The following is a 19243-nucleotide window of genomic DNA, read 5'->3' on the forward strand; positions in this document are numbered from 1 at the left end:
TCCCTCCCCCGCTGAGATCGCGCTGAGAACCGGCGCACGACCTGCGCAAACCGGCCATGATGAGTCTCGTGAAACCTCGGGTATTGGTGGTCGACGACGAACCGGGCGTGCGGAAGGCCCTGCAACGCGGACTGCGCGCGGAGGACATGGACGTGGTCACCGCCGCGGACGGGCCCACCGGGCTGCAGCTGGCGAGCACGGGCTCGTTCGACGTCATCCTGCTCGACATCATGCTGCCGGGCCTGTCCGGCTACCGCGTCCTGGAGCGGCTGCGCAAGGACGGCGTCACCACGCCGGTGCTGCTCGTCTCGGCCAAGGACGGCGAGGTCGACCAGGCCGACGGCCTCGACCTCGGTGCCGACGGCTACCTCGTCAAGCCGTTCTCCTTCGTGGTGCTGGTCGCGCAGCTCCGGGCGACGCTGCGCCGGGCGGGCCCGGACGCGAGCCGCGGCACGCTGCGGCTCGGCGCGCTGGAGGTCGACCGCGGGCTGCGGCAGGTGCACTGGAACGGCGAGGAAGTCGGGCTGAGCCCGCGCGAGTTCGCGCTGCTGGAGGTGCTCGTCGGCCGGGCGGGCACGGTCGTCACGAAGGACGAGCTGCTGCGCGCGGTCTGGGGCGAGGAGCAGGCGGTGACCCGCAACCTCGTCGAGGTCTACGTCGGGTACGTGCGCCGCAAGCTCGACGCGGTCGGGGCCGGCGCACTGCTGCGGACCGTGCGGGGGCACGGCTACCTGGCCTCCGACGCGCAGCTCGACGAGGTCATCACCCCGTGAGCTCGTGGTGGCAGAGCCGGTCCCTGCAGGCCCGGATCACCGTGCTGGCCGCGACGATCACCCTCGCCTGCCTGCTCGGCCTGGCGGCATTGGCCGCCTCGAACCTCTCGCCGCTGCTCATCGGCTCGGTCGACCGCGAGCTGACGAGCGCGCTCGGCCCGGCCGGTGCCGAGGTGAGCGCGGGCCGTGCGCTGTCGGGCTCCGCCCCGGTGACGCTGCGGGTGCTGGACATCGCGGGCACGCCGGTGGACGGCGGCACCCCGGCCGGCCTGACGCCCGCGGACGTCTCCACGCTCAAGGCCGGTCAGCCGGTGCAGCGCGACGGCGCGCGGTACCTGGGCACGGTCGTCAGCGCACCGGACGGGGCCCAACGGCTGGTCGTGGCCGGCGCCGGCCTGGTCGGGTTCTCCGCCGCGGTCCACTACGGCGGGGTGTGGCTGGTGGTCGTCGCCTCGGTGGGCGCGCTGGTGGCGGGCTTCGCGACGTGGCTGGTGGTGCGCCTGTCGCTGCGGCCGGTCGCGCGCATGCGCGGCTCGGTGCGGTCGCTGCCGCCGGGGGCGCGGCTGGCGCTGCCCGACTCGCACGACGAGCTGCGGGCACTGGCGGAGGAGTTCAACGCGCTGCTGGAGCGGCAGGAACAGGCCAGCGAGCGGCTCCGGCGCTTCACCGGCGACGCCGCGCACGAGCTGCGGTCGCCGGTCGCGTCGATCCGGGTGCAGGCCGAGGTGGCCGTCACCAACCCGGATCCGGAGCTGGCGCAGGAGACGCTGTCGGACATCCTCACCGAGGCCGAGCGGTTGTCGGCGCTGCTGGACGGGCTGCTGTCGCTGGCCCGCTCGGACGCGGGGGAGGTGCCGCCCGCTTCACCGGTCGAGCTGGTGAGCGAGGTCCGCGCGGCGGTGGCCCGCCTCCCGGCGGGGGCGCCGGAGACCCGGGTGAGCACCGCGGTCGCCCAGGCGTGGGCGTCGGCCGCGCACGCGGAGGTGGAGCTGGTGCTGGACAACCTGCTGCGCAACGCCTGCCGCTACGCGCGCGGGCAGATCGTGGTTTCGGTGCTGGCGACGCGGTCTTCGGTGCGGGTGGTCGTCGACGACGACGGCCCGGGGATCGCCGCGGAGCACCGGGAGAAGGTGTTCGACCGGTTCTACCGGATCGCCGACGACCGGGCCCGTTCGTCGGGCGGCACGGGCCTGGGCCTGGCGATGGTGGCGGAGACGGTCCGCCGCCGCGGCGGCCGCGTCCAGGTGGGCGAGTCCCCGGACGGCGGCGCGCGGTTCGTGGTCGTCTGGCGCGCGGCCGGCGGCGGGGCTTCCGGGTAAGTTCCGGGACTGTGAACGCTGTGATCGTGGGAGCCGCACTGGTGCGTGACGGCAAGTTGCTGGCTCAGCAGCGGGCCTGGCCGCCGAAGCACGCGGGGCAGTGGGAGCTGCCCGGCGGCCGGGTCGAGGAGGGGGAGTCCGAGGCCTTCGCGCTCGCCCGCGAGTGCAGTGAGGAGCTCGACGTCGTCGTCGAGGTCGGCGGCCGGGTCGGGGAGGACATCCCGCTGCCCGGCGGCAGGGTCCTCCGCATCTATGCCGCGAAGCTCGTTTCGCCCGGGGAAGAGCCGCGGGCCGTCGAGCACCGAGCCGTGCGCTGGCTCGGGCCCGACGACCTCGACGACGTCGACTGGCTGCCCGCCGACCGGATCCTGCTCCCGGCCTTCCGCGCGCTGCTCAGTTAGCGCCGATCATCCGCAGCGCCGCGTCGAGCCGGTGCGAGCCGCGTTCCCGGGCGCGCTCCGCACCCGCTTTGCGCACCCGGTCCAGCTCCGCGACGTCGTCGAGCAGCGACGACGCGCGTTCCCGGAGGGGACGCAGCTCCTCGATCACGGCGTCGGCGACGGCGTCCTTCACCGCTCCGTACGACGAGAACTCCTCGGCCAGGTCTGCCGGCGACCCACCCCGGCACGCGGCGAGGATCTCCAGCAGGTTCGCCATCCCCGGCCGGGTCTCCGGGGCGTGGACCGGCACCGAACCGCCGTCGGTGACCGCGCGGCGGATCTTGCGGCGGATCTGGTCGGGCTCGTCCAGCACGAACACCACGCCCGCCGCGTCCCGCGTCGTCTTCGACATCTTGCGCGTCGGGTCGGCGAGGTCCCTGACCCGGGCGCCCGCGGGCGGGAGCACCGCCTCCGGGATGGTGAACACGTCGCCGTAGGTGCCGTTGAACCGCTTCGCGAGGGTCCGCGTCAGCTCGACGTGCTGCCGCTGGTCCTCGCCGACCGGCACCTCGCCGGCGCCCTGCAGGAGGATGTCCGCGGCCATCAGCGCCGGGTAGGTCAGCAGCGACAGCCGTACCCCGGCCTGACCTTTGGACTTCTCCTTGAACTGGATCATCCGCGCCGCCTCGCCGTAGTTGCAGGTGCACTCCAGGACCCAGGTCAGCGCGCCGAGCTCGCGCGCCAGGTCGGACTGGACGAACACCCGCTCGGGATCGATGCCGGCGGCGATCAGCACGGCGAGCTGCTCCCTCGCCAGTGATCGGAGTTTCGCCGGGTTGTGCGGCGTCGTCATGCCGTGCAGGTCGGCGACGAAGTACAGGTCGTCCGCGCCGCCTTCGAGCGCCCAGCGGCGGACGGCCCCGAGGTGGTTGCCGAGGTGGACGTGACCGGACGGCGTGATCCCGGACAGCTTGCTCATGGTGCCTTCCTTCCGAGGGGAGGGGCCACCCCGGAGAAGGCACGAAAAAGGCCGCCCGTCCCGGGGCGGCCGCTGGGTGTTTCAGCGCAGGGTCAACGGGCCGCCGAGGGCGGCCACCAGCTGGCGGTCTGCGCGCGCATGGATCGAGCATAGCCGAAGTCCGCGAGCGGGTTTACCGTCTTAACCATGTATGTCGTCCTGCTGAACTACACGGCTCCCATCGAGGACATCGACCTGGCGCTCCCGGATCACGTCGAGTGGCTGAACAAGCAGTACGAGCACGGCCACTTCCTGGCGTCCGGGCGGCGGAACCCCCGCATCGGCGGCGTCATCATCACGCGCCCGCTGAACCGCGGGAAGCTCGACGCCATCCTGGCGTCCGACCCGTTCTGCGTGCGGCACCTCGCGCGGTACGAGGTGATCGAGTTCTCGCCGACCAAGACCGCTCCGGAGCTGCGCCTGCTCAACGAAGCGGTGACGCACTAGGCAGCCAGCTCCAGCTTCGCCTTCTTCAGAGCCAATACCGGGCACTTCTTGCAGCGCGGCTTCGACCGGCAGCACTTCTTCTTGACCTTGCCGGCCTTCATCAGCTTGCGCACGACTTTCCGCGGGTCATCCGGCTTCTTGCCCACGCGCACGCTCCCTCGGATCGGCCAAGTTCACCGCTTACCCACGTTAGGTGAGCCTAACCGATTGGGGGGCGTGGGGCTGCTCACAATGGGCCGGGAGGTATCCTTGGTGAGGTCCGCGTGTGACCAGAGCCGGTCACGGGATGCCTGATGGGCTTACGCGGCCATCCAACCCTTGAAGTTCAGGAGTTCTCGCGTGCCCGCAGCCAGCGCTACCGTCGAAACCGGCCGGCCGACCGGTAAGACCCGGCCCGACCTGCGCAATGTCGCGATCGTAGCCCACGTCGACCACGGCAAGACCACACTGGTGGACGCGATGCTCCGCCAGTCCGGTGCCTTCGCCGAGCGCGCCGAGCTCGTCGACCGCGTGATGGACTCGGGGGAGCTCGAGCGCGAAAAGGGCATCACGATCCTGGCGAAGAACACCTCGATCCACCGCCAGACGCCCGAGGGCTCCGTGACCATCAACGTCATCGACACCCCCGGCCACGCCGACTTCGGCGGCGAGGTCGAGCGCGGCCTGGCCATGGTCGACGGCGTCGTGTTGCTGGTCGACGCGAGCGAGGGCCCGCTCCCGCAGACCCGGTTCGTGCTGCGCAAGACCCTCGAGGCCGGCCTGCCGGTGATCCTGCTGGTCAACAAGACCGACCGCCCCGACGCCCGGATCGCCGAGGTCGTCGAGGAGACCCACGACCTGCTGCTCGAGCTGGCCAGTGACATCGAGGACGCCGACCACGACGCGATCCTCGACCTCCCGGTCGTCTACGCCTCCGCGCGCGCCGGCAAGGCGAGCCTGGAGCGGCCCGCCGACGGGGAGATCCCCGAGAGCGAGAACCTCGACCCGCTGTTCGACACCCTGCTCCGGCACGTGCCGCCGCCCGCCGCCGACCTCGACGCCCCGCTGCAGGCGCTGGTCACCAACCTCGACGCGTCCAACTTCCTGGGCCGCATCGCGCTGATCCGCATCCACGCCGGCCGGCTGCGCAAGGGCCAGACCGTGGCCTGGATGCGCGAAGACGGCACGGTGCAGAACGTGCGCATCTCCGAGCTGCTGGTCACCGAGGCGCTCACCCGCGTCCCGGCGACCGAGGCGAGCGCCGGCGAGCTCGTCGCCATCGCGGGGATCCCGGAGATCACCATCGGCGACACCCTCGCCGACTCCGAGAACCCGGTCGCGCTGCCCCGGATCACCGTCGACGAGCCCGCGATCTCGATGACCATCGGTGTCAACACCTCGCCGCTGGCGGGGCGCAACGGCGGCGACAAGGTCACCGCGCGGCTGGTCAAGGCCCGGCTGGACCAGGAGCTGATCGGCAACGTCTCGATCCGCGTCCTGCCGACCGAGCGCCCCGACACCTGGGAGGTCCAGGGCCGTGGCGAGCTCGCGCTGGCCATCCTCGTCGAGCAGATGCGGCGCGAGGGCTTCGAGCTGACCGTCGGCAAGCCGCAGGTGGTCCTGCGCACGATCGACGGCAAGCTGCACGAGCCGTTCGAGCGCCTCTACATCGACTCGCCGGAAGAGCACCTCGGCGCGATCACCCAGCTCCTGGCGGCGCGCAAGGGCCGCATGGAGGACATGAGCGGCAACGGCAGCGGCCGGATCAAGCTGGAGTACGTGCTCCCGTCGCGCGGCCTGATCAGCTTCCGCACCGACTTCCTCACCGAGACCCGCGGCACCGGCATCGCGAACCACGTGTTCGAGGGCTACTTCCCGTGGGCGGGGGAGATCCGCACCCGGCACAGCGGTTCCTTGGTCGCCGACCGCACCGGTCCGGTCACCGCGTACGCGATGATCCAGCTGGCCGATCGCGGCACGTTCTTCGTCGAGCCGGGCGCCGAGGTGTACGCGGGCATGGTCGTGGGCGAGAACCCGCGCTTCGAGGACCTCGACATCAACATCACCAAGGAGAAGAAGCTGACCAACATGCGTCAGTCCTCCGCCGACGTGATGGAGACGCTGGCCCGCCCGCGCAAGATGGGCCTGGAAGAGGCGCTGGAGTTCTGCTCGGTCGACGAGTGCGTCGAGGTCGCGCCCGCGGTCGTCCGGGTCCGCAAGGTCACCCTGGACGTCAACGCCCGCGCGAAGGAGCGTTCGCGCGCGAAGAGCCGCGACAACGGCTGAGCCCGCACCCCCTGAAAAAACCTCCCGGCACCCGGTGCCGGGAGGTTTTTTCGTGCCCGATGATCCCTTACGCTGGGTCGGCCGGTGACGAACACATCGTCACGAATTCCGGCGTTCTTCTCCTTATATCTTTATAGGGGCTCCGACGGCTACGGCGCCTGGTGCCGACCACCGGTGTGAACCTTTTTCGTGTCCCGCCCGTGTTCGTTCCGCCGTTCCGGAACGGTCCGGGAACCCGGACGGTCCGCCGCGCGTCCTTCCCCATAGCGCCCACCTTGGGGCGGCGGGGGCGCCCGATCCGGGTATGGGAATCTCGGTTCCGGCGGCGGAGGGGGTCGTGGGAGCATGGCTGACCCGATCGGCGGGAACTGGGAGGAACGGGGCGTGCGGTTGACTCGCAAGGCGGTGCCGGTACTGGCACTCGCGGCCGTGCTGTTCACCGCGTGCTCCAACACCCCGCCGCCCCCGGTCGTGTCGTCGTCGGTCGCGCCCGTGTCCACCACCGGCAAGACGCCCTCGCAGATCGTCGTCGGCGTCGACGACGTGCTCGGCGGGTACAACCCGCACAACCTCGCCGACTCGTCCCAGGCGACCTCCGCGCTCTCCCAGCTGCTGCTGCCCTCGGTGTTCCGCCAGAAGGACGACGGCACCACCCAGCTCGACAAGAACCTGATGAAGTCCGCGCAGGTGCTCTCGCAGCAGCCGTTCGTGGTGGCCTACGAGATCCGGCCCGACGCGTCCTGGTCCGACGGCGCGCCCATCGCCGCCGAGGACTTCGACTACCTGCGCACCCAGATGCGCGACCAGCCCGGCGTGCTCGAGCCCGCCGGCTACCGGCAGATCACCGACCTGCAGTCCCGCGAAGGCGGCAAGCGGGTCGAGGTCACCTTCGCCAAGCCGTACCCGGGCTGGCAGACGCTGTTCTCCGACCTGCTGCCCGCCCACCTGCTCAAGGACGCACCCGACGGGTGGCGCGGCGCGCTGGCGTCGAACTTCCCGGCCGTCGCCGGGCCGTTTTCGATCAAGAGCCTCGACACCGCCCGCGGCGAGGTGATCCTCGAGCGCAACGAGCGCTACTGGGAGAAGCCCGCCGCGATCGACCGGATCGTGCTCCGCCGATCGGACCAGAACACGCTGCTGGCCGCGCTCCGCAGCGGCAACGACCAGTTCGCGCTGGCGAGGACGACCGGCGACGAGCTCAAGCTGCTCGGGGAGCTCGGTTCGTCGGTGCGGCTGCACACCGTGGCCCGCCCGCTGGTGGCCGACGTGCTGCTGCGCCCGGTCAGCGCGACGCTGCAGGACGCCCAGGTCCGCGCCGGCATCGCCGCGCTGATCGACCGGACCAAGCTGATCACCGAGGGCGTCGACGGCGGGCCGTCGTCGGCGCTCCACGCCGACGCCCAGGTGACGGCGCCGTCGGTGAAGGGGTACGTGGCGACCATCCCGCCCGGTCCGCCCACCGCGCCCGACGTCGCCAAGGCCGAGGAGTCGCTGAAGGCGGCCGGCTACACCAAGACCGCGGGCACCTGGCGGAAGAACGGCAAGGCCCTCTCGCTGGTCATCGCCTCGCCGGGCACGCAGGAGCCGTACGCGACGATCGCCAAGGAGCTCACCGCCCAGCTCGCCGCGCAGGGCATCGAGGTCAACGCGATCACGCCGCAGCCGCGCGACCTGTTCAGCGGCCTGCTCGCGATGCCGGTCGCCGGCGGGGTCCAGCAGCCGACCGGCGACTCGGCCGGCAACGTCGGGGTCGACATCGCCGTCGTCCCGCAGGCGGTCGGCGGCGACACGGCGTCGGTGCTGGCGTCGACCTTCGGCTGCCGTCCGGAGCAGACGGCCGCGGGGGTGGACAAGACCAAGCCCGTCGTCCCGGGCAACGCGGCCGGGTTCTGCGACCCCGCGCTGCAGCCGTCGATCGACGCGGCGCTGTCCGGATCGACCCCGATCACCGAGGCGCTCACCACTCTTGAGCCTGAACTTTGGCGCCAGAACGTGGTGATTCCGCTGTTCCAATTGGCTGACACCCTGGCGATCGGTTCCGGCATCTCGGGCGTCACCCCCGGCCCCCCGATGGTGGGCCCGTTCGGGTCGGCGGTGAACTGGACTCGCGGCCCGAAGTAATCAGTTGGCTACGCATTCAGTACTACCGGGTGATCTTTACCAACGCCTTCGGGTGGGTCGCTGTGAATCCATGAGGTAACCGTCGTATTTCTGGATGTCGACTGGAAGTCACCCTTTGGTCACGATCGACCGTGAACTGGTGACTGTCGGTACTTTTCCTTTCTAGCGTGCACCCGCAGTGCGCCAGTTGAGTGTCGCTTGGCGTGTCGTAGGCTCCGGCCCATCCAAACCGGAGCGGTGTGGGCCCTTGTCCCGATATTCAAGGGCTCAGTGCTAGGAGGGCACACTTCATGAGGAGATCCAAAGCTGTCTCCGCTTTGTCGCTCGTCGCCGGCGCTTCGCTGTTGCTGAGCGCCTGCAGCGGCGGCGATTCGGGTTCGGGCAACACCGACCAGAACGGATCGTCGACCGACGTCAAGGCGATGGCTGCCGGCAAGGCCGAGACCGGCGACCTGTTCAAGCTCGCGGACACCCCGGGGTACGACGGCACGGTCACGGTCGGTATCGACGACGGGTACTCCGGGTACAACAACCAGACCCCGGACACCAACAGCTCGTACAACAACTACGTGTTGACCGCGGTGCTCTCCGGTACGTTGAAGCTCGACGGGAACAACAAGATCCTGCTGAACAACGACGTCTTCGAGTCGTGGGACATCACGCAGAAGGACCCGCAGCAGGTCACCTACAAGATCAAGCCGAACGTCAAGTGGTCGGACGGCCAGGCGTACGACTGCAAGGACCTGTACCTTGCGTGGCTGTCGCAGAGCGGCCTGGCCAAGGGCCCGGACGGCAAGAACCCGTTCAACTCGGCTTCGACCACCGGTTACTCGCTGATCAAGCAGGCCACCTGCAAGGACGCGCTGACCTTCGTCACCGACTACAGCGAGCCCTACCTCGACTACAAGGGCCTGTTCAACGCGCCGGCGATCATGCCCGCGCACATCCTCGAGGCCAAGACCGGCATCGCCGACATCACGAAGCTCGCCCCGACCGGCGACCCGGCCCAGATCAAGGCCGCCGGTGACTTCTGGTCGAACGAGTGGAAGGGCTTCAAGCCGGACATCATGCCGTCTTCGGGCCCGTACAAGATCACCGCGTTCGACGCCAACCAGAAGGCCGTCACCCTCGAGAAGAACCCGACCTGGGTCGGTGGCAAGGGTGGCCCGTCGAAGATCGTCATCAAGGCCATGGAAGACACCAAGGCCATGGCGACCGCGCTGCAGAACGGTGAGATCGACGTTGCGGCGTCGACCCAGCCGGACGCCACCGCGGCCCAGACGATGAAGGGCCTCGCGGCGCAGGGTGTGGTCTACGGTTCGGCCCCGCAGCTGACCTACGAGCACCTCGACCTGAACTTCAAGCGCATGTTCGCCGACAAGGACCTCCGCAAGGCGTTCCTCGAGTCGGTCAACCGCAAGGAGATCACGGACAAGCTGCTCAAGGAGGTCCAGGCGGACGCGGAGCCGCTGAACAGCGTCGTCTTCTTCCAGGGTGAAGAGGGTTACACCGACCTGTACAGCAGCAAGGCGGGCCTGGGCGCCGAAGCGGCGGCCAAGACGCTGACCGACGCCGGCTGGGCCAAGGGCGGCGACGGCATCTTCGCCAAGAACGGCCAGCGCGCCTCGTTCAAGATCACGCACAACCAGAACGCGCGCCGCAGCCAGACCGTCGAGATCATCATCTCGCAGGCCAAGGCGGCCGGCATCGAGGTCAAGGACGAGACCGACGCCAACTTCCTCAAGGGTGGCCGCGTCTCGACCGGTGACTACGACGTCGCGCTGTTCGGCTGGTCGGCCCAGCCGTTCAAGGCGGAGTCGAAGTCGATCTACGTCTGCCCGGACAACGGTGGTGAGCAGAACTACCAGTCTCTGTGCGACAAGAAGATCGACGACGCGTACACCGCTGCGGTGAAGGCGACCGACGAGCAGGTCAAGCTGCAGAAGTACCAGGAGGCCGACAAGGCCATCGCCGACGACTACGCGACCCTGCCGCTGTTCCAGACGCCGTCCATGTGGGCGTTCAAGGGCATCGACCGCGTCTACATGCAGTCGTACGACGGTGTCCTGTGGAACGCCGGCGAGTGGGAGCAGAAGAAGTAGGGCTCGCCCCGCGTCTTCTTTCCCCTCGTTCCAGATGACCTGGGAGGTACCGGGGCCCGGCCAAAAGCCGGGCCCCGGTACCCACCGGAAGTAGCTGTTGACCGTAGGGTTACCGCCACTACGGTAGGCAACCGGGTAGCCGGTCCAGCGCACTTCTGACGACCAGGCCCGGATGAGGAGCAGTTCGTTGAACCTGGTGATCTACATCCTTCGCCGTCTGGCGATATCGATTCCCGTCCTGCTGGTCGGGACTTTCTTGTGTTTCGTCATGGTCGCCGCCACCGGTGACCCGCTGGGCGAGCTGCGGCAGAACCCGACCATCAGCAAGGAAGCGCTGGCCGCCACGGCCGCCAAGCTGGGTCTCGACCAAGGCATCGTGCCGCGCTACTTCACGTGGCTCGGGCACTTCCTTACCGGGGACTGGGGCACCTCCATCGCCCAGGGCAACGCCCTCGCGCCGGTCGCGCCGAAGGTGTTGGCCGCGTTCGGTGTCACCCTCAAGCTGGTCGTCGGCGCCGAGATCCTCGCGCTGATCATCGGCATCATCGTCGGCGTGCTGGCCGCGGTGAAGCAGTACTCGGCCATCGACTACCTGGCGACCACCCTCGCCTTCCTGCTGTTCTCGATGCCGATCTTCTGCGTCGCGATCGTGCTGAAGAACTACGCGATCGAGATCAACGGCTGGGTCCGCGACCTCGGCCTGCAGGACGTCCTCGGCAACCCGTGGCTGCGCACGACCAGCCCGGAGCAGCTGAAGACCGACGGCGTCGGGGACTTCATCACCAGCACGATCGGCGCGTACCTGCTGCCGACGCTGTCGATCATGGCGATCAGCTTCGCCGCGTACAGCCGGTTCCAGCGCGCCTCGATGCTCGAGGTGATGAACTCGGACTACGTGCGCACCGCCCGCGCCAAGGGCCTCGCGAACGGCCGGGTCATCTTCCGGCACGCGTTCCGCAACGCCCTGATCCCCGTGACGACGCTGTTCTCGGTGAACTTCGGCTCGGTGCTCGCCGGCGCGATCATCACCGAAACGGTGTTCAACTGGCACGGTATGGGCACATTGCTGGTGGAAGCCGTCGTGAAGAACGACACTCAGGTGATGATGGGCTGGCTCGTGGTCATCGCCACCAGCGTGATCGTCGCCAACCTGATCGCCGACATGATGTACGGCATCCTGGACCCGAGGATTCGCGTTGGCTGACTTGAACTCTCTTCTCGCGACCGAGACCGCCGCGGCCGAAGGCACGCTGCCGCCGGACGCGCTGCCGGAACCGCGGAGCCAGGGCAAGCTGGTCCTGCGGAAGTTCCTGCACCACAAGCTGGCGATGGTGTCGACGGCGGTGCTGCTGCTGATCGTGCTGATCAGCATCCTGCTGCCGATCTTCTGGAAGCACGGCTACCAGGACAGCTCGTTCCCGTCGTTCGCCAAGCCCAACGGCGAGTTCCCGCTCGGGACGACGCAGGTCGGCAAGGACATGGTGTCGCAGGTGCTGCGCGGCACGCAGTACTCGCTGCTGATCGCGCTCACGGTGTCGGTCCTCTCGACCGTGATCGGTGTCGTGTTCGGCGCGATCGCCGGCTACCTGCGCGGCTTCTCCGACTCGGCGATCTCGCGGGTGACGGACCTGTTCCTGATCATCCCGCAGATCGCCGCGGCGGCCATCCTCGCCAAGGTGTTCGGCGGTGGCTCCTGGTACATCGTCGCGCTGGTGCTGGCGGCGTTCGGCTGGATGCAGATCGCCCGGATCACCCGCGCCGAGGCGATGTCGCTGTCCCAGCGCGAGTTCGTCGACGCGGCTCGCGCGTCGGGCGCCGGGACGTTCCGGATCATCTTCAAGCACCTGGTGCCCAACATGGTCGGCAGCATCACGGTCAACGCGACCCTCGCGGTCGCGCAGGCCGTGCTGGCGGAAGCCGCGCTGTCGTTCATCGGCCTCGGTGTCCAGCTGCCGGACACCTCGCTCGGCCGCGTCATCCTGGAGAACTACGCCCAGCTGCAGACGCGGCCGGCGCTGTTCTTCGGGCCGTTCGTCGTGCTCGTGCTGATTTCACTGACGATCAACTTCATCGGTGACGGTCTTCGCGACGCCTTCGACCCGCGCCAGCGGAGAATGAAGGCCTGAACGCACGACGCGGGGGTGACCGGTTCCGGTCACCCCCGCGTTCGTTCCGACCGCGGGATCGCCGGACCTGGGGGTTTCGGGTGAACCTTGTCCTCTTCGTGCTCAGACGGCTGGTCATCTCCATTCCGGTCCTGCTGATCGGCACGTTCCTGTGCTTCGTCATGGTGGCCAACACCGGCGACCCGCTCGGGGAGCTGAAGAGCAAACCCGGCATCAGCGCTTCGGCCATCGCGGAGACGGAGCGCAAGCTCGGCCTCGACCAGGGCGTCATCGCCCGCTACTTCAGCTGGCTGGGGCACTTCCTGACCGGCGACTGGGGCATCTCGATCGCGCAGGGCAACGCGTTCACCCCGGTCCAGCCGAAGGTGCTGGCCGCGTTCAAGGTGACGCTGGAACTGGTGCTGACGGCGTCGGTGCTGGCGCTGATCTTCGGCGTGCTGGTGGGCGTGCTCGCCGCCGTCAAGCAGTACACGATCTGGGACTACTTCGCGACGACGCTGGCGTTCCTGATGTTCTCGATGCCCATCTTCTGCGTCGCCATCGTCCTCAAGGGCTACGCGATCCGCGCCAACATCTGGGTGCGCGACCTGGGCCTGGCCGACGTCCTCGGCGACCCGTGGCTGCGGACGACGAGCCCGGAGAGCCTCTCGGCCACCGGCGTCGGCGACGCGCTCGCGAAGTACGTCGGCGCGTTCCTGCTGCCCACGCTGTCGATCATGGCGATCACGTTCGCCACCTACAGCCGGTTCCAGCGGGCGTCGATGCTGGAGGTCCTGAACGCGGACTACGTCCGCACAGCGCGCGCCAAGGGCGTCTCGAACAGCCGCGTGATCTGGCGGCACGCGTTCCGCAACGCGCTGATCCCGGTGATGACGCTGTTCTCGGTCAACTTCGGTGCCACGGTGACGGGCGCGATCATCACCGAGACGGTGTTCAACTGGCACGGCATGGGCACGCTGCTGGTGGAGGCGGTCAACAAGAACGACCCGCAGGTGCTGATGGGCTGGCTGGTGCTGATCGCGGCGAGCGTCATCGTGGCGAACCTGTTCGCGGACCTGCTGTACGGCATCCTCGACCCCCGCATCCGCGTCGGCTGACGCCCGGCTCCCGTACGGGGCCCAGGGAACAGCGAAGGCCCCACCTGGCAGCCAGGTGGGGCCTTCGGCGTTGATCGGGTCAGTCGGCCACGGGGGCCAGCTTGCCGGCCTCCCAGGCCGCGCGGCGCTCCGCCTGCAGCACCGGGTCCGCGACCGGGGCCGCCGACAGCAGACGGCGCGTGTAGTCCTGCTGCGGCGAGTGCAGCACCTGGTCGCGGGTGCCGACCTCGACCAGCTTGCCGTGCTGCATCACCGCGACGCGGTCGGCGAGCAGGTCGACCACCGCGAGGTCGTGGCTGATGAACAGGCAGGCGAACTGCAGCGACTGCTGCAGGTCGAGGAACAGGTCCAGCACGCGGGCCTGCACCGACACGTCCAGCGCCGAGGTCGGCTCGTCGGCGATGAGCAGCGCCGGGTCGAGCGACAGCGCGCGGGCGATCGCCACGCGCTGGCGCTGGCCACCCGACAGTTCGTGCGGGTAGCGGTTCATGTAGTGCCCGCCCAGCTCGACCTTGTCGAGCAGCGAGCGCACGCGCGCCGACAGCGCCTTGCCCGACAGCACCTTGTGCAGCACCATCGGCTCGGCGATCGACTCGCCGATCGTCATCTTCGGGTCCAGCGTCGACGCCGGGTCCTGGAACACGATCGAGAAGTACCGGCGAAGCGGGCGAATCTCCTTCGCCGACATCGTCGTGATGTCCTTGCCCGCGATCGCGACCGTGCCCTGGGTCGGCCGGAGCAGGCCGACGGCGCAGCGGCCGACCGTGGTCTTGCCGGAGCCGGACTCACCGACCAGGCCGACGATCTCGCCCTTGGCGATCGTCAGCGAGACGTCGTCCACGGCGCGGTTCTTGGCCTGACCGCGGCGGCCGGGGAATTCGAGCACCAGGTTCTTGATCTCCAGGGCCGGGGCGCTCTCCTCGATCACCGCTTCCAGCTCGGCGTCGGCCAGCCGGATCTCCTCGGCGATCCGCGCCGCCTCGGTGCTGTCGGCGTCGATGCCCGCGTCGTCGAGCAGGCGGCGTCCCTCGGGGCGCTGGCCGAGCACCGGCACCGCGGCCAGCAGCCGCCGGGTGTAGTCCTCCTTCGGCGACGCGAACAGCTCGCGCACCGGCGCCTCTTCGACGATCTCGCCCTGGTACATCACGATGACGCGGTCGGCCATGTCGGCGACGACGCCCATGTCGTGGGTGATCAGCACGATCGCCGTGTCGAGGGTGTCCCGCAGCTTGCGGAGCAGGCCCAGGATCTCCGCCTGGACGGTGACGTCGAGCGCGGTGGTCGGCTCGTCGGCGATGATGACCTTCGGGTCGCAGGCGATCGCCATGGCGATGACGACGCGCTGGCGCAGGCCGCCCGACAGCTGGTGCGGGTACTGCTTGAACCGCTGCTCGGGGTTCGGGATGCCCACCATGTCGAGCAGCTCGACGGCGCGCTTGTCGGCGGCGTCCTTGGCGATGTCGAGGTGCGAGCGCAGGGCCTCGCGCAGCTGCCAGCCGACCGTGTAGACGGGGTTCAGCGCCGTCATCGGCTCCTGGAAGATCATCGCGACCTGGTTGCCGCGGATCTTCTGCATGTCCTTTTCCTTGAGGTCCGCCAGGTTGCGCTCACCCAGGCGGAGCTCGCCGGCGATCCGGCTGGTCTTGGGCAGCAGGCCCAGCACCGACATCGACGTGACGGACTTGCCGGACCCGGACTCCCCGACGACGGCGACGATCTCGCCGGGCCGCACGTCGAACCCGATGCCCTTGACGGCGTCCACGACGCCGTCCTCGGTCTGGAACGACACGCTGAGGTCGGAGATCGACAGGACCGACCCGGACACGCCGGCGACGTCCGCCGAAGTTGCTTCAGTGCTCACCAAGATGCCCTTCGTGGGGGTACAGACGGTCACGACGCGGCGGTCGCGACTCGCGCGAGGATAACCGAGGGTGTCCCCGACGAAGGTCGGAGCACGGGAATTACGCTCAACCCGTGATCTCCCCGGTATCGCGCAGGCTGCTGCTCGTCCACGCCCATCCCGACGACGAGAGCATCACCACCGGCGCCACGATCGCACGATACGCGGCCGAGGGGGCCGAGGTGACGGTGGTGACCTGCACGTTGGGGGAAGAGGGCGAGGTCATGCCCGACCTCTGCGAGCTGGAGGGGTTGCGGGCCCACGCCGCCGACCAGCTGGGCGGCTACCGCGTCACCGAGCTGATGGCCGCGTGCGCCGCGCTGGGGGTGTCGCGGCACCACTTCCTGGGCGGGCTCGGGCGGTGGCGCGATTCGGGCATGGCGGGCACGCCGTCGGCGTCGCACCCGAGGGCGTTCACCGGCGGCAGCGCCGACGAACAGACCGCGCAGCTGGCCGAGATTCTCGACCAGGTGGAGCCCCAGGTCGTCGTCACCTACGACGCCTTCGGCGGCTACGGCCACCCCGACCACATCCGGGCCCACGACATCACGATGGCGGCGGCGACGCGGGCCGGCTCGGTGGAGCGGGTGTTCCACACGGTGACGTCGAGGAACGCGGTGCGCGCCGGGCTGGCCGCCCTGCGTGCCGCCGATGACGCGGTGTTCGACGTCCCGGAGGACGACGAGCTGCCCACGACGCCGGACGAAGAGATCACGACGGTGCTCGACGTCGCCGCGTACCTGCCCGCGAAGGTGGCGGCACTGCGCGCGCACGCGACGCAGCTGGCCGTGGTCGACGGCGACGTGCCGTACTTCGCGCTGACCAACGGGATCGCCCAGCCGATCCCGGCGAAGGACTGCTTCGTGCTGGCCCACGGCTCCGGCGACGGTGCCGGGCACGACCTGTTCGGCGGGCTGTGACCGTGGACGAGCGGCTGACGCTCGAGCAGGGGTTGCTGCTCGCCCTGCTCGCCGTCGACACGGTGCTGTTCGCCCTGCTGGAACTGTTCTTCCTGCCGCTGCGGGCCGGAGTGGTCCCGGTGCCGGTGACGGTCCTCGTCGGCGCCGTCACGACTCCGTGGCTGGTGTGGACCACGGCGAAGCTGGTGCGGCCGGCGCTTTCGTGGGTACCCCTGGCGGTGTGGGTGCTCGTCGTGTTCGGGGTCGGCATGCTGGGGCCGGGTGGTGACCTGGTGCTGATCCAGGACTGGCGGGCGTTGCTGCTGCTCGGCGCGAGCGCGCTGCCGGGCGCCATGGTGCTCGGCGGCGGGCCGGGCCGGGCGATGGGAAGGAGACCGGGACGTGGCTGAGACGATCTCCGACCGGCAGGTCGTGGCGGTGCTGCGGCCGTTCGTGCGCGCGTGCGGGCCGATGCTCGACGCGCTGCGCGAGTCCGACCCGTTCGGCCTGCAGGCGCGGGCGTCCGACGACCTCGCCGAGGTCGAGTCCGGCCTCAAGGCGAAGCTGATCCACGGGATCACGTCGGTGAAGGTCCCCGGCACGGCCGCGTGGGCGCGCATGACGGGTTACGACCGCTCGAGCTGGTGGATGAACCGCGTCGGCCGCTTCACGGCGTTGCTGACGTCGATCCCGGGCCTGGGCGGCGCACTGGCCGACCGCCTGCCGGTCCAGGACGCGCTGGGGGCGGCGTCGCAGGGGCTGCTGCTGTGCGCGATCGCCGGCGAGTACGGCGTCACGGACGTCGGCACGCGGGTGCGGCTCATCGCCTGGGTGCTCTTCGAGCGGGAGATCGACGCCGACCTGGCGGCGGGCAAGCACGCGGACCACGACGAGGCCGCGGAGGCGGACGAAGCCGCGAAGCTGACCGAAGAACTGACGGCGTCGGAGAAGAAGCACGGCAAGGCGACGGTGAAGGCCGCCGGCCGGACGTTGTGGCGCCTCGGGCGGGGCCTGCTCGGGATCACGGGAGAACTGGAGAAGCGCCCGCGCGGCAACCTGTTCCACCGGGCGCTCGGCATGTTGCCGGTCGTGGGCGCGGCGGGGGACTACTTCGGGGAGCGGTCGGGGCTGCGCGTGGTCTGGAAGCGCGCGCACGTCTGGCTGACCGAGCGCCGCACGTGATCTTTCCGCCCAATGAGCCGTAACCAGGCGTGCGATCGGCAAGGTGCCGGTCGTCGGCGTAGCGGGGAACTGCCTGACCGAGCAAGCGCCGCCGGCCACGGCACCGCGCTGGTTATTCCCGCGCGGTGCCCGCGGCAAACCTCAGTTCCAGAACTGGAAGACGCTGAAGCCGATCTTCGCGCCGTCCACGTAGCCGCCGAACGCGTCGAAGATCGTGTAGGCGCCTTCCCACAGCGCGGTGTTCGCCGGGCGGAAGAACCACAGGATCGCGAACAGGATCATCGGCGCCCACGGGCGGACGCGCGCGCCGAACTCGCGCGCCTGCGGGGGCAGGTACGGCTCGATCGCGCCCCAGCCGTCGAGGCCCGGGATCGGGAGGATGTTGAGGATGAACGTCACCACCTGGAGCAAGGCCAGGTAGGACATCGCGATCACCAGGCCGCCCGCCATCGGGACCAGCGCCACGACCAGCGCCAGCGCCGCCCCGACCGCGAGGTTGCTCAGCGGCCCGGCCAGCGAGACCCACGACGACGTCCCGCGCGAGCGCAGCGCCCCGCGGTTGATCCAGACCGCGCCGCCCGGCAGCGGGATGCCGCCGATGATCAGGAAGATCAACGGAAGGATGATCGACAGGACGGGATCGGTGTACTTCCGCACGTCCAAGGTCAGGTAACCCTTGTGGGCGACGCTGTAGTCACCGCCGCGGTAGGCGACCATCGCGTGCCCGAATTCGTGCAGCGACAGGGACGCCACCCAACCGGCGGCGACGAAGATCACCACGCCCGCGATGAGCAGCGGATCGCGGTCGCGGACGAAAACGGTGTTGATGTCACCGAACGCGGCCATGGCGCCACCGGCGACGGTGAGCGCGAGGATGCCGAGGAAGACCGGGCTGGGGCGCACTGCTGACTTCTGCACGAGTCCCAGTCTTCCGTATGCCCGGTGTGAAGTTACCGGCGTGTCCCCTTGCGCGATCGGGCTCCGACGTCCCCCGAACTCGCTACTCCGCTTGACCTGACCGCACTACACGGGTGTAATCACAGTGATGTCATTCGCCGCCGAGAGGGGACGGCGAGTGTCGTTTCACCACCGCCAGCCTGGGGAGTGCTAGGGAGCGAGGAGGCGGACGTGCGGTTGGAAGCCGATGGGAAGGAATGGGGGCGCGTCATGAGTTGGGGCGAGATCCCGGAGCAGGCTCTGGGAGATCTCACCGAGCTCATCGATGCCACCGAAGATGAGCAAGATTGGCAGGAACGCGCCCTGTGCGCGCAGACGGACCCGGAGGCGTTCTTCCCCGAGAAGGGCGGTTCCACCCGCGAAGCCAAGCGGATCTGCCTGGGCTGCGAGGTCAAGGACGAGTGCCTTGAGTACGCGCTGGCCCACGACGAGCGCTTCGGCATCTGGGGCGGTCTGTCCGAACGGGAGCGCCGGAAGCTGAAGAAACGCGTCGTGTGAGCGGAGGGCCTCGCGAGGGGAGGGGTGTGTTCGCCCGGTGTTTTCCGGGGGTGCCATCCCCAGACCCCGCCCGGGGCACGCCCCCGGACCCCCGCGCTGGGTCGGCTTCGCGTTCAGGTCGCGTCCGCGCAGTCGAACTCGTGATGAATCGCCGGTGAT

The 19243-nt window shown here is 69.5% G+C and carries 18 protein-coding genes; 14 read left to right on the plus strand and 4 right to left on the minus strand.

Features of this window, described 5'->3' with window-relative positions; all coding sequences use genetic code 11:
- Positions 1 to 56: 56 nt before the first annotated feature.
- Genes AB0M80_RS04695 through AB0M80_RS04705 form a run of 3 tightly spaced genes read left to right on the plus strand, consistent with a single transcriptional unit; the run spans position 57 to position 2493 of the window.
- On the plus strand, positions 57 to 773 hold the full coding sequence (locus AB0M80_RS04695; RefSeq protein ID WP_364558889.1) for a response regulator transcription factor: 717 nt from the start codon (positions 57 to 59) through the stop codon (positions 771 to 773).
- Positions 770 to 2092: a HAMP domain-containing sensor histidine kinase gene (locus AB0M80_RS04700; protein WP_364558892.1), complete on the plus strand. Its 1323-nt coding sequence runs from the start codon at positions 770 to 772 to the stop codon at positions 2090 to 2092. The genes AB0M80_RS04695 and AB0M80_RS04700 overlap by 4 nt, the downstream gene beginning before the upstream one ends.
- An 11-nt stretch (positions 2093 to 2103) precedes the next feature.
- Complete coding sequence (locus AB0M80_RS04705; protein ID WP_364558895.1) at positions 2104 to 2493, plus strand: NUDIX domain-containing protein; 390 nt, start codon at positions 2104 to 2106, stop codon at positions 2491 to 2493.
- Here AB0M80_RS04705 and trpS read toward each other — a convergent pair.
- Complete coding sequence (gene trpS, locus AB0M80_RS04710; RefSeq protein ID WP_364558897.1) at positions 2486 to 3451, minus strand: tryptophan--tRNA ligase; 966 nt, start codon at positions 3449 to 3451, stop codon at positions 2486 to 2488. The two genes, AB0M80_RS04705 and trpS, sit on opposite strands and share 8 nt — an antisense overlap.
- Positions 3452 to 3637: 186 nt before the next feature.
- Between trpS and AB0M80_RS04715 the strand changes: the two genes are divergently transcribed.
- Positions 3638 to 3937 carry a YciI family protein gene (locus AB0M80_RS04715; RefSeq protein ID WP_364558900.1) on the plus strand — a complete coding sequence of 100 codons (300 nt, stop codon included), beginning with the start codon at positions 3638 to 3640 and terminating at the stop codon, positions 3935 to 3937.
- On the opposite strand, the gene AB0M80_RS04720 is transcribed toward AB0M80_RS04715, so the two are convergent.
- Positions 3934 to 4083 (minus strand): hypothetical protein, encoded by a 150-nt coding sequence (locus AB0M80_RS04720; RefSeq protein ID WP_364558902.1) that lies wholly within the window; start codon positions 4081 to 4083, stop codon positions 3934 to 3936. The two genes, AB0M80_RS04715 and AB0M80_RS04720, sit on opposite strands and share 4 nt — an antisense overlap.
- 193 nt (positions 4084 to 4276) lie before the next feature.
- Here AB0M80_RS04720 and typA point away from each other — a divergent pair, with 193 nt between their 5' ends.
- The 6 genes from typA to AB0M80_RS04750 all read left to right on the plus strand — a co-directional run bounded on the left by typA (position 4277) and on the right by AB0M80_RS04750 (position 13648).
- Positions 4277 to 6202 (plus strand): translational GTPase TypA, encoded by a 1926-nt coding sequence (typA, locus tag AB0M80_RS04725; protein ID WP_364558905.1) that lies wholly within the window; start codon positions 4277 to 4279, stop codon positions 6200 to 6202.
- 384 nt (positions 6203 to 6586) lie between these two features.
- Positions 6587 to 8323: an ABC transporter family substrate-binding protein gene (locus AB0M80_RS04730; RefSeq protein ID WP_364560323.1), complete on the plus strand. Its 1737-nt coding sequence runs from the start codon at positions 6587 to 6589 to the stop codon at positions 8321 to 8323.
- Between the two features lie 290 nt (positions 8324 to 8613).
- Complete coding sequence (locus tag AB0M80_RS04735; protein ID WP_364558908.1) at positions 8614 to 10425, plus strand: ABC transporter family substrate-binding protein; 1812 nt, start codon at positions 8614 to 8616, stop codon at positions 10423 to 10425.
- A gap of 187 nt (positions 10426 to 10612) precedes the next feature.
- Positions 10613 to 11629, plus strand: coding sequence for an ABC transporter permease (locus tag AB0M80_RS04740; RefSeq protein ID WP_364558910.1), 1017 nt, complete (start codon positions 10613 to 10615; stop codon positions 11627 to 11629).
- On the plus strand, positions 11622 to 12551 hold the full coding sequence (locus AB0M80_RS04745) for an ABC transporter permease (RefSeq protein ID WP_364558913.1): 930 nt from the start codon (positions 11622 to 11624) through the stop codon (positions 12549 to 12551). Before AB0M80_RS04740 ends, AB0M80_RS04745 begins: the two co-directional genes overlap by 8 nt.
- 80 nt (positions 12552 to 12631) lie before the next feature.
- Positions 12632 to 13648 (plus strand): ABC transporter permease, encoded by a 1017-nt coding sequence (locus tag AB0M80_RS04750; RefSeq protein ID WP_364558916.1) that lies wholly within the window; start codon positions 12632 to 12634, stop codon positions 13646 to 13648.
- Between the two features lie 79 nt (positions 13649 to 13727).
- Here AB0M80_RS04750 and AB0M80_RS04755 read toward each other — a convergent pair whose 3' ends face one another.
- Positions 13728 to 15509, minus strand: coding sequence for an ABC transporter ATP-binding protein (locus tag AB0M80_RS04755; RefSeq protein WP_364558919.1), 1782 nt, complete (start codon positions 15507 to 15509; stop codon positions 13728 to 13730).
- A gap of 113 nt (positions 15510 to 15622) precedes the next feature.
- Here AB0M80_RS04755 and mshB point away from each other — a divergent pair, with 113 nt between their 5' ends.
- The 3 genes from mshB to AB0M80_RS04770 are packed head-to-tail and all read left to right on the plus strand — an operon-like array spanning position 15623 to position 17629.
- Positions 15623 to 16468 carry an N-acetyl-1-D-myo-inositol-2-amino-2-deoxy-alpha-D-glucopyranoside deacetylase gene (gene mshB / locus AB0M80_RS04760; RefSeq protein WP_364558922.1) on the plus strand — a complete coding sequence of 282 codons (846 nt, stop codon included), beginning with the start codon at positions 15623 to 15625 and terminating at the stop codon, positions 16466 to 16468.
- Positions 16465 to 16857, plus strand: coding sequence for a hypothetical protein (locus tag AB0M80_RS04765; RefSeq protein ID WP_364558925.1), 393 nt, complete (start codon positions 16465 to 16467; stop codon positions 16855 to 16857). Before mshB ends, AB0M80_RS04765 begins: the two co-directional genes overlap by 4 nt.
- Complete coding sequence (locus AB0M80_RS04770) at positions 16850 to 17629, plus strand: hypothetical protein (protein ID WP_364558928.1); 780 nt, start codon at positions 16850 to 16852, stop codon at positions 17627 to 17629. The genes AB0M80_RS04765 and AB0M80_RS04770 overlap by 8 nt, the downstream gene beginning before the upstream one ends.
- Positions 17630 to 17770: 141 nt before the next feature.
- Here the strand turns inward: AB0M80_RS04770 and AB0M80_RS04775 are convergent, their stop codons facing one another.
- On the minus strand, positions 17771 to 18532 hold the full coding sequence (locus AB0M80_RS04775) for a site-2 protease family protein (RefSeq protein ID WP_364560326.1): 762 nt from the start codon (positions 18530 to 18532) through the stop codon (positions 17771 to 17773).
- 264 nt (positions 18533 to 18796) lie between these two features.
- Here AB0M80_RS04775 and AB0M80_RS04780 point away from each other — a divergent pair, with 264 nt between their 5' ends.
- Positions 18797 to 19084: a WhiB family transcriptional regulator gene (locus tag AB0M80_RS04780; RefSeq protein ID WP_364560329.1), complete on the plus strand. Its 288-nt coding sequence runs from the start codon at positions 18797 to 18799 to the stop codon at positions 19082 to 19084.
- The last annotated feature ends 159 nt before the right edge of the window (positions 19085 to 19243 follow it).

The organism is Amycolatopsis sp. NPDC051045 (genome assembly GCF_040682955.1).
Taxonomy (GTDB): domain Bacteria; phylum Actinomycetota; class Actinomycetes; order Mycobacteriales; family Pseudonocardiaceae; genus Amycolatopsis.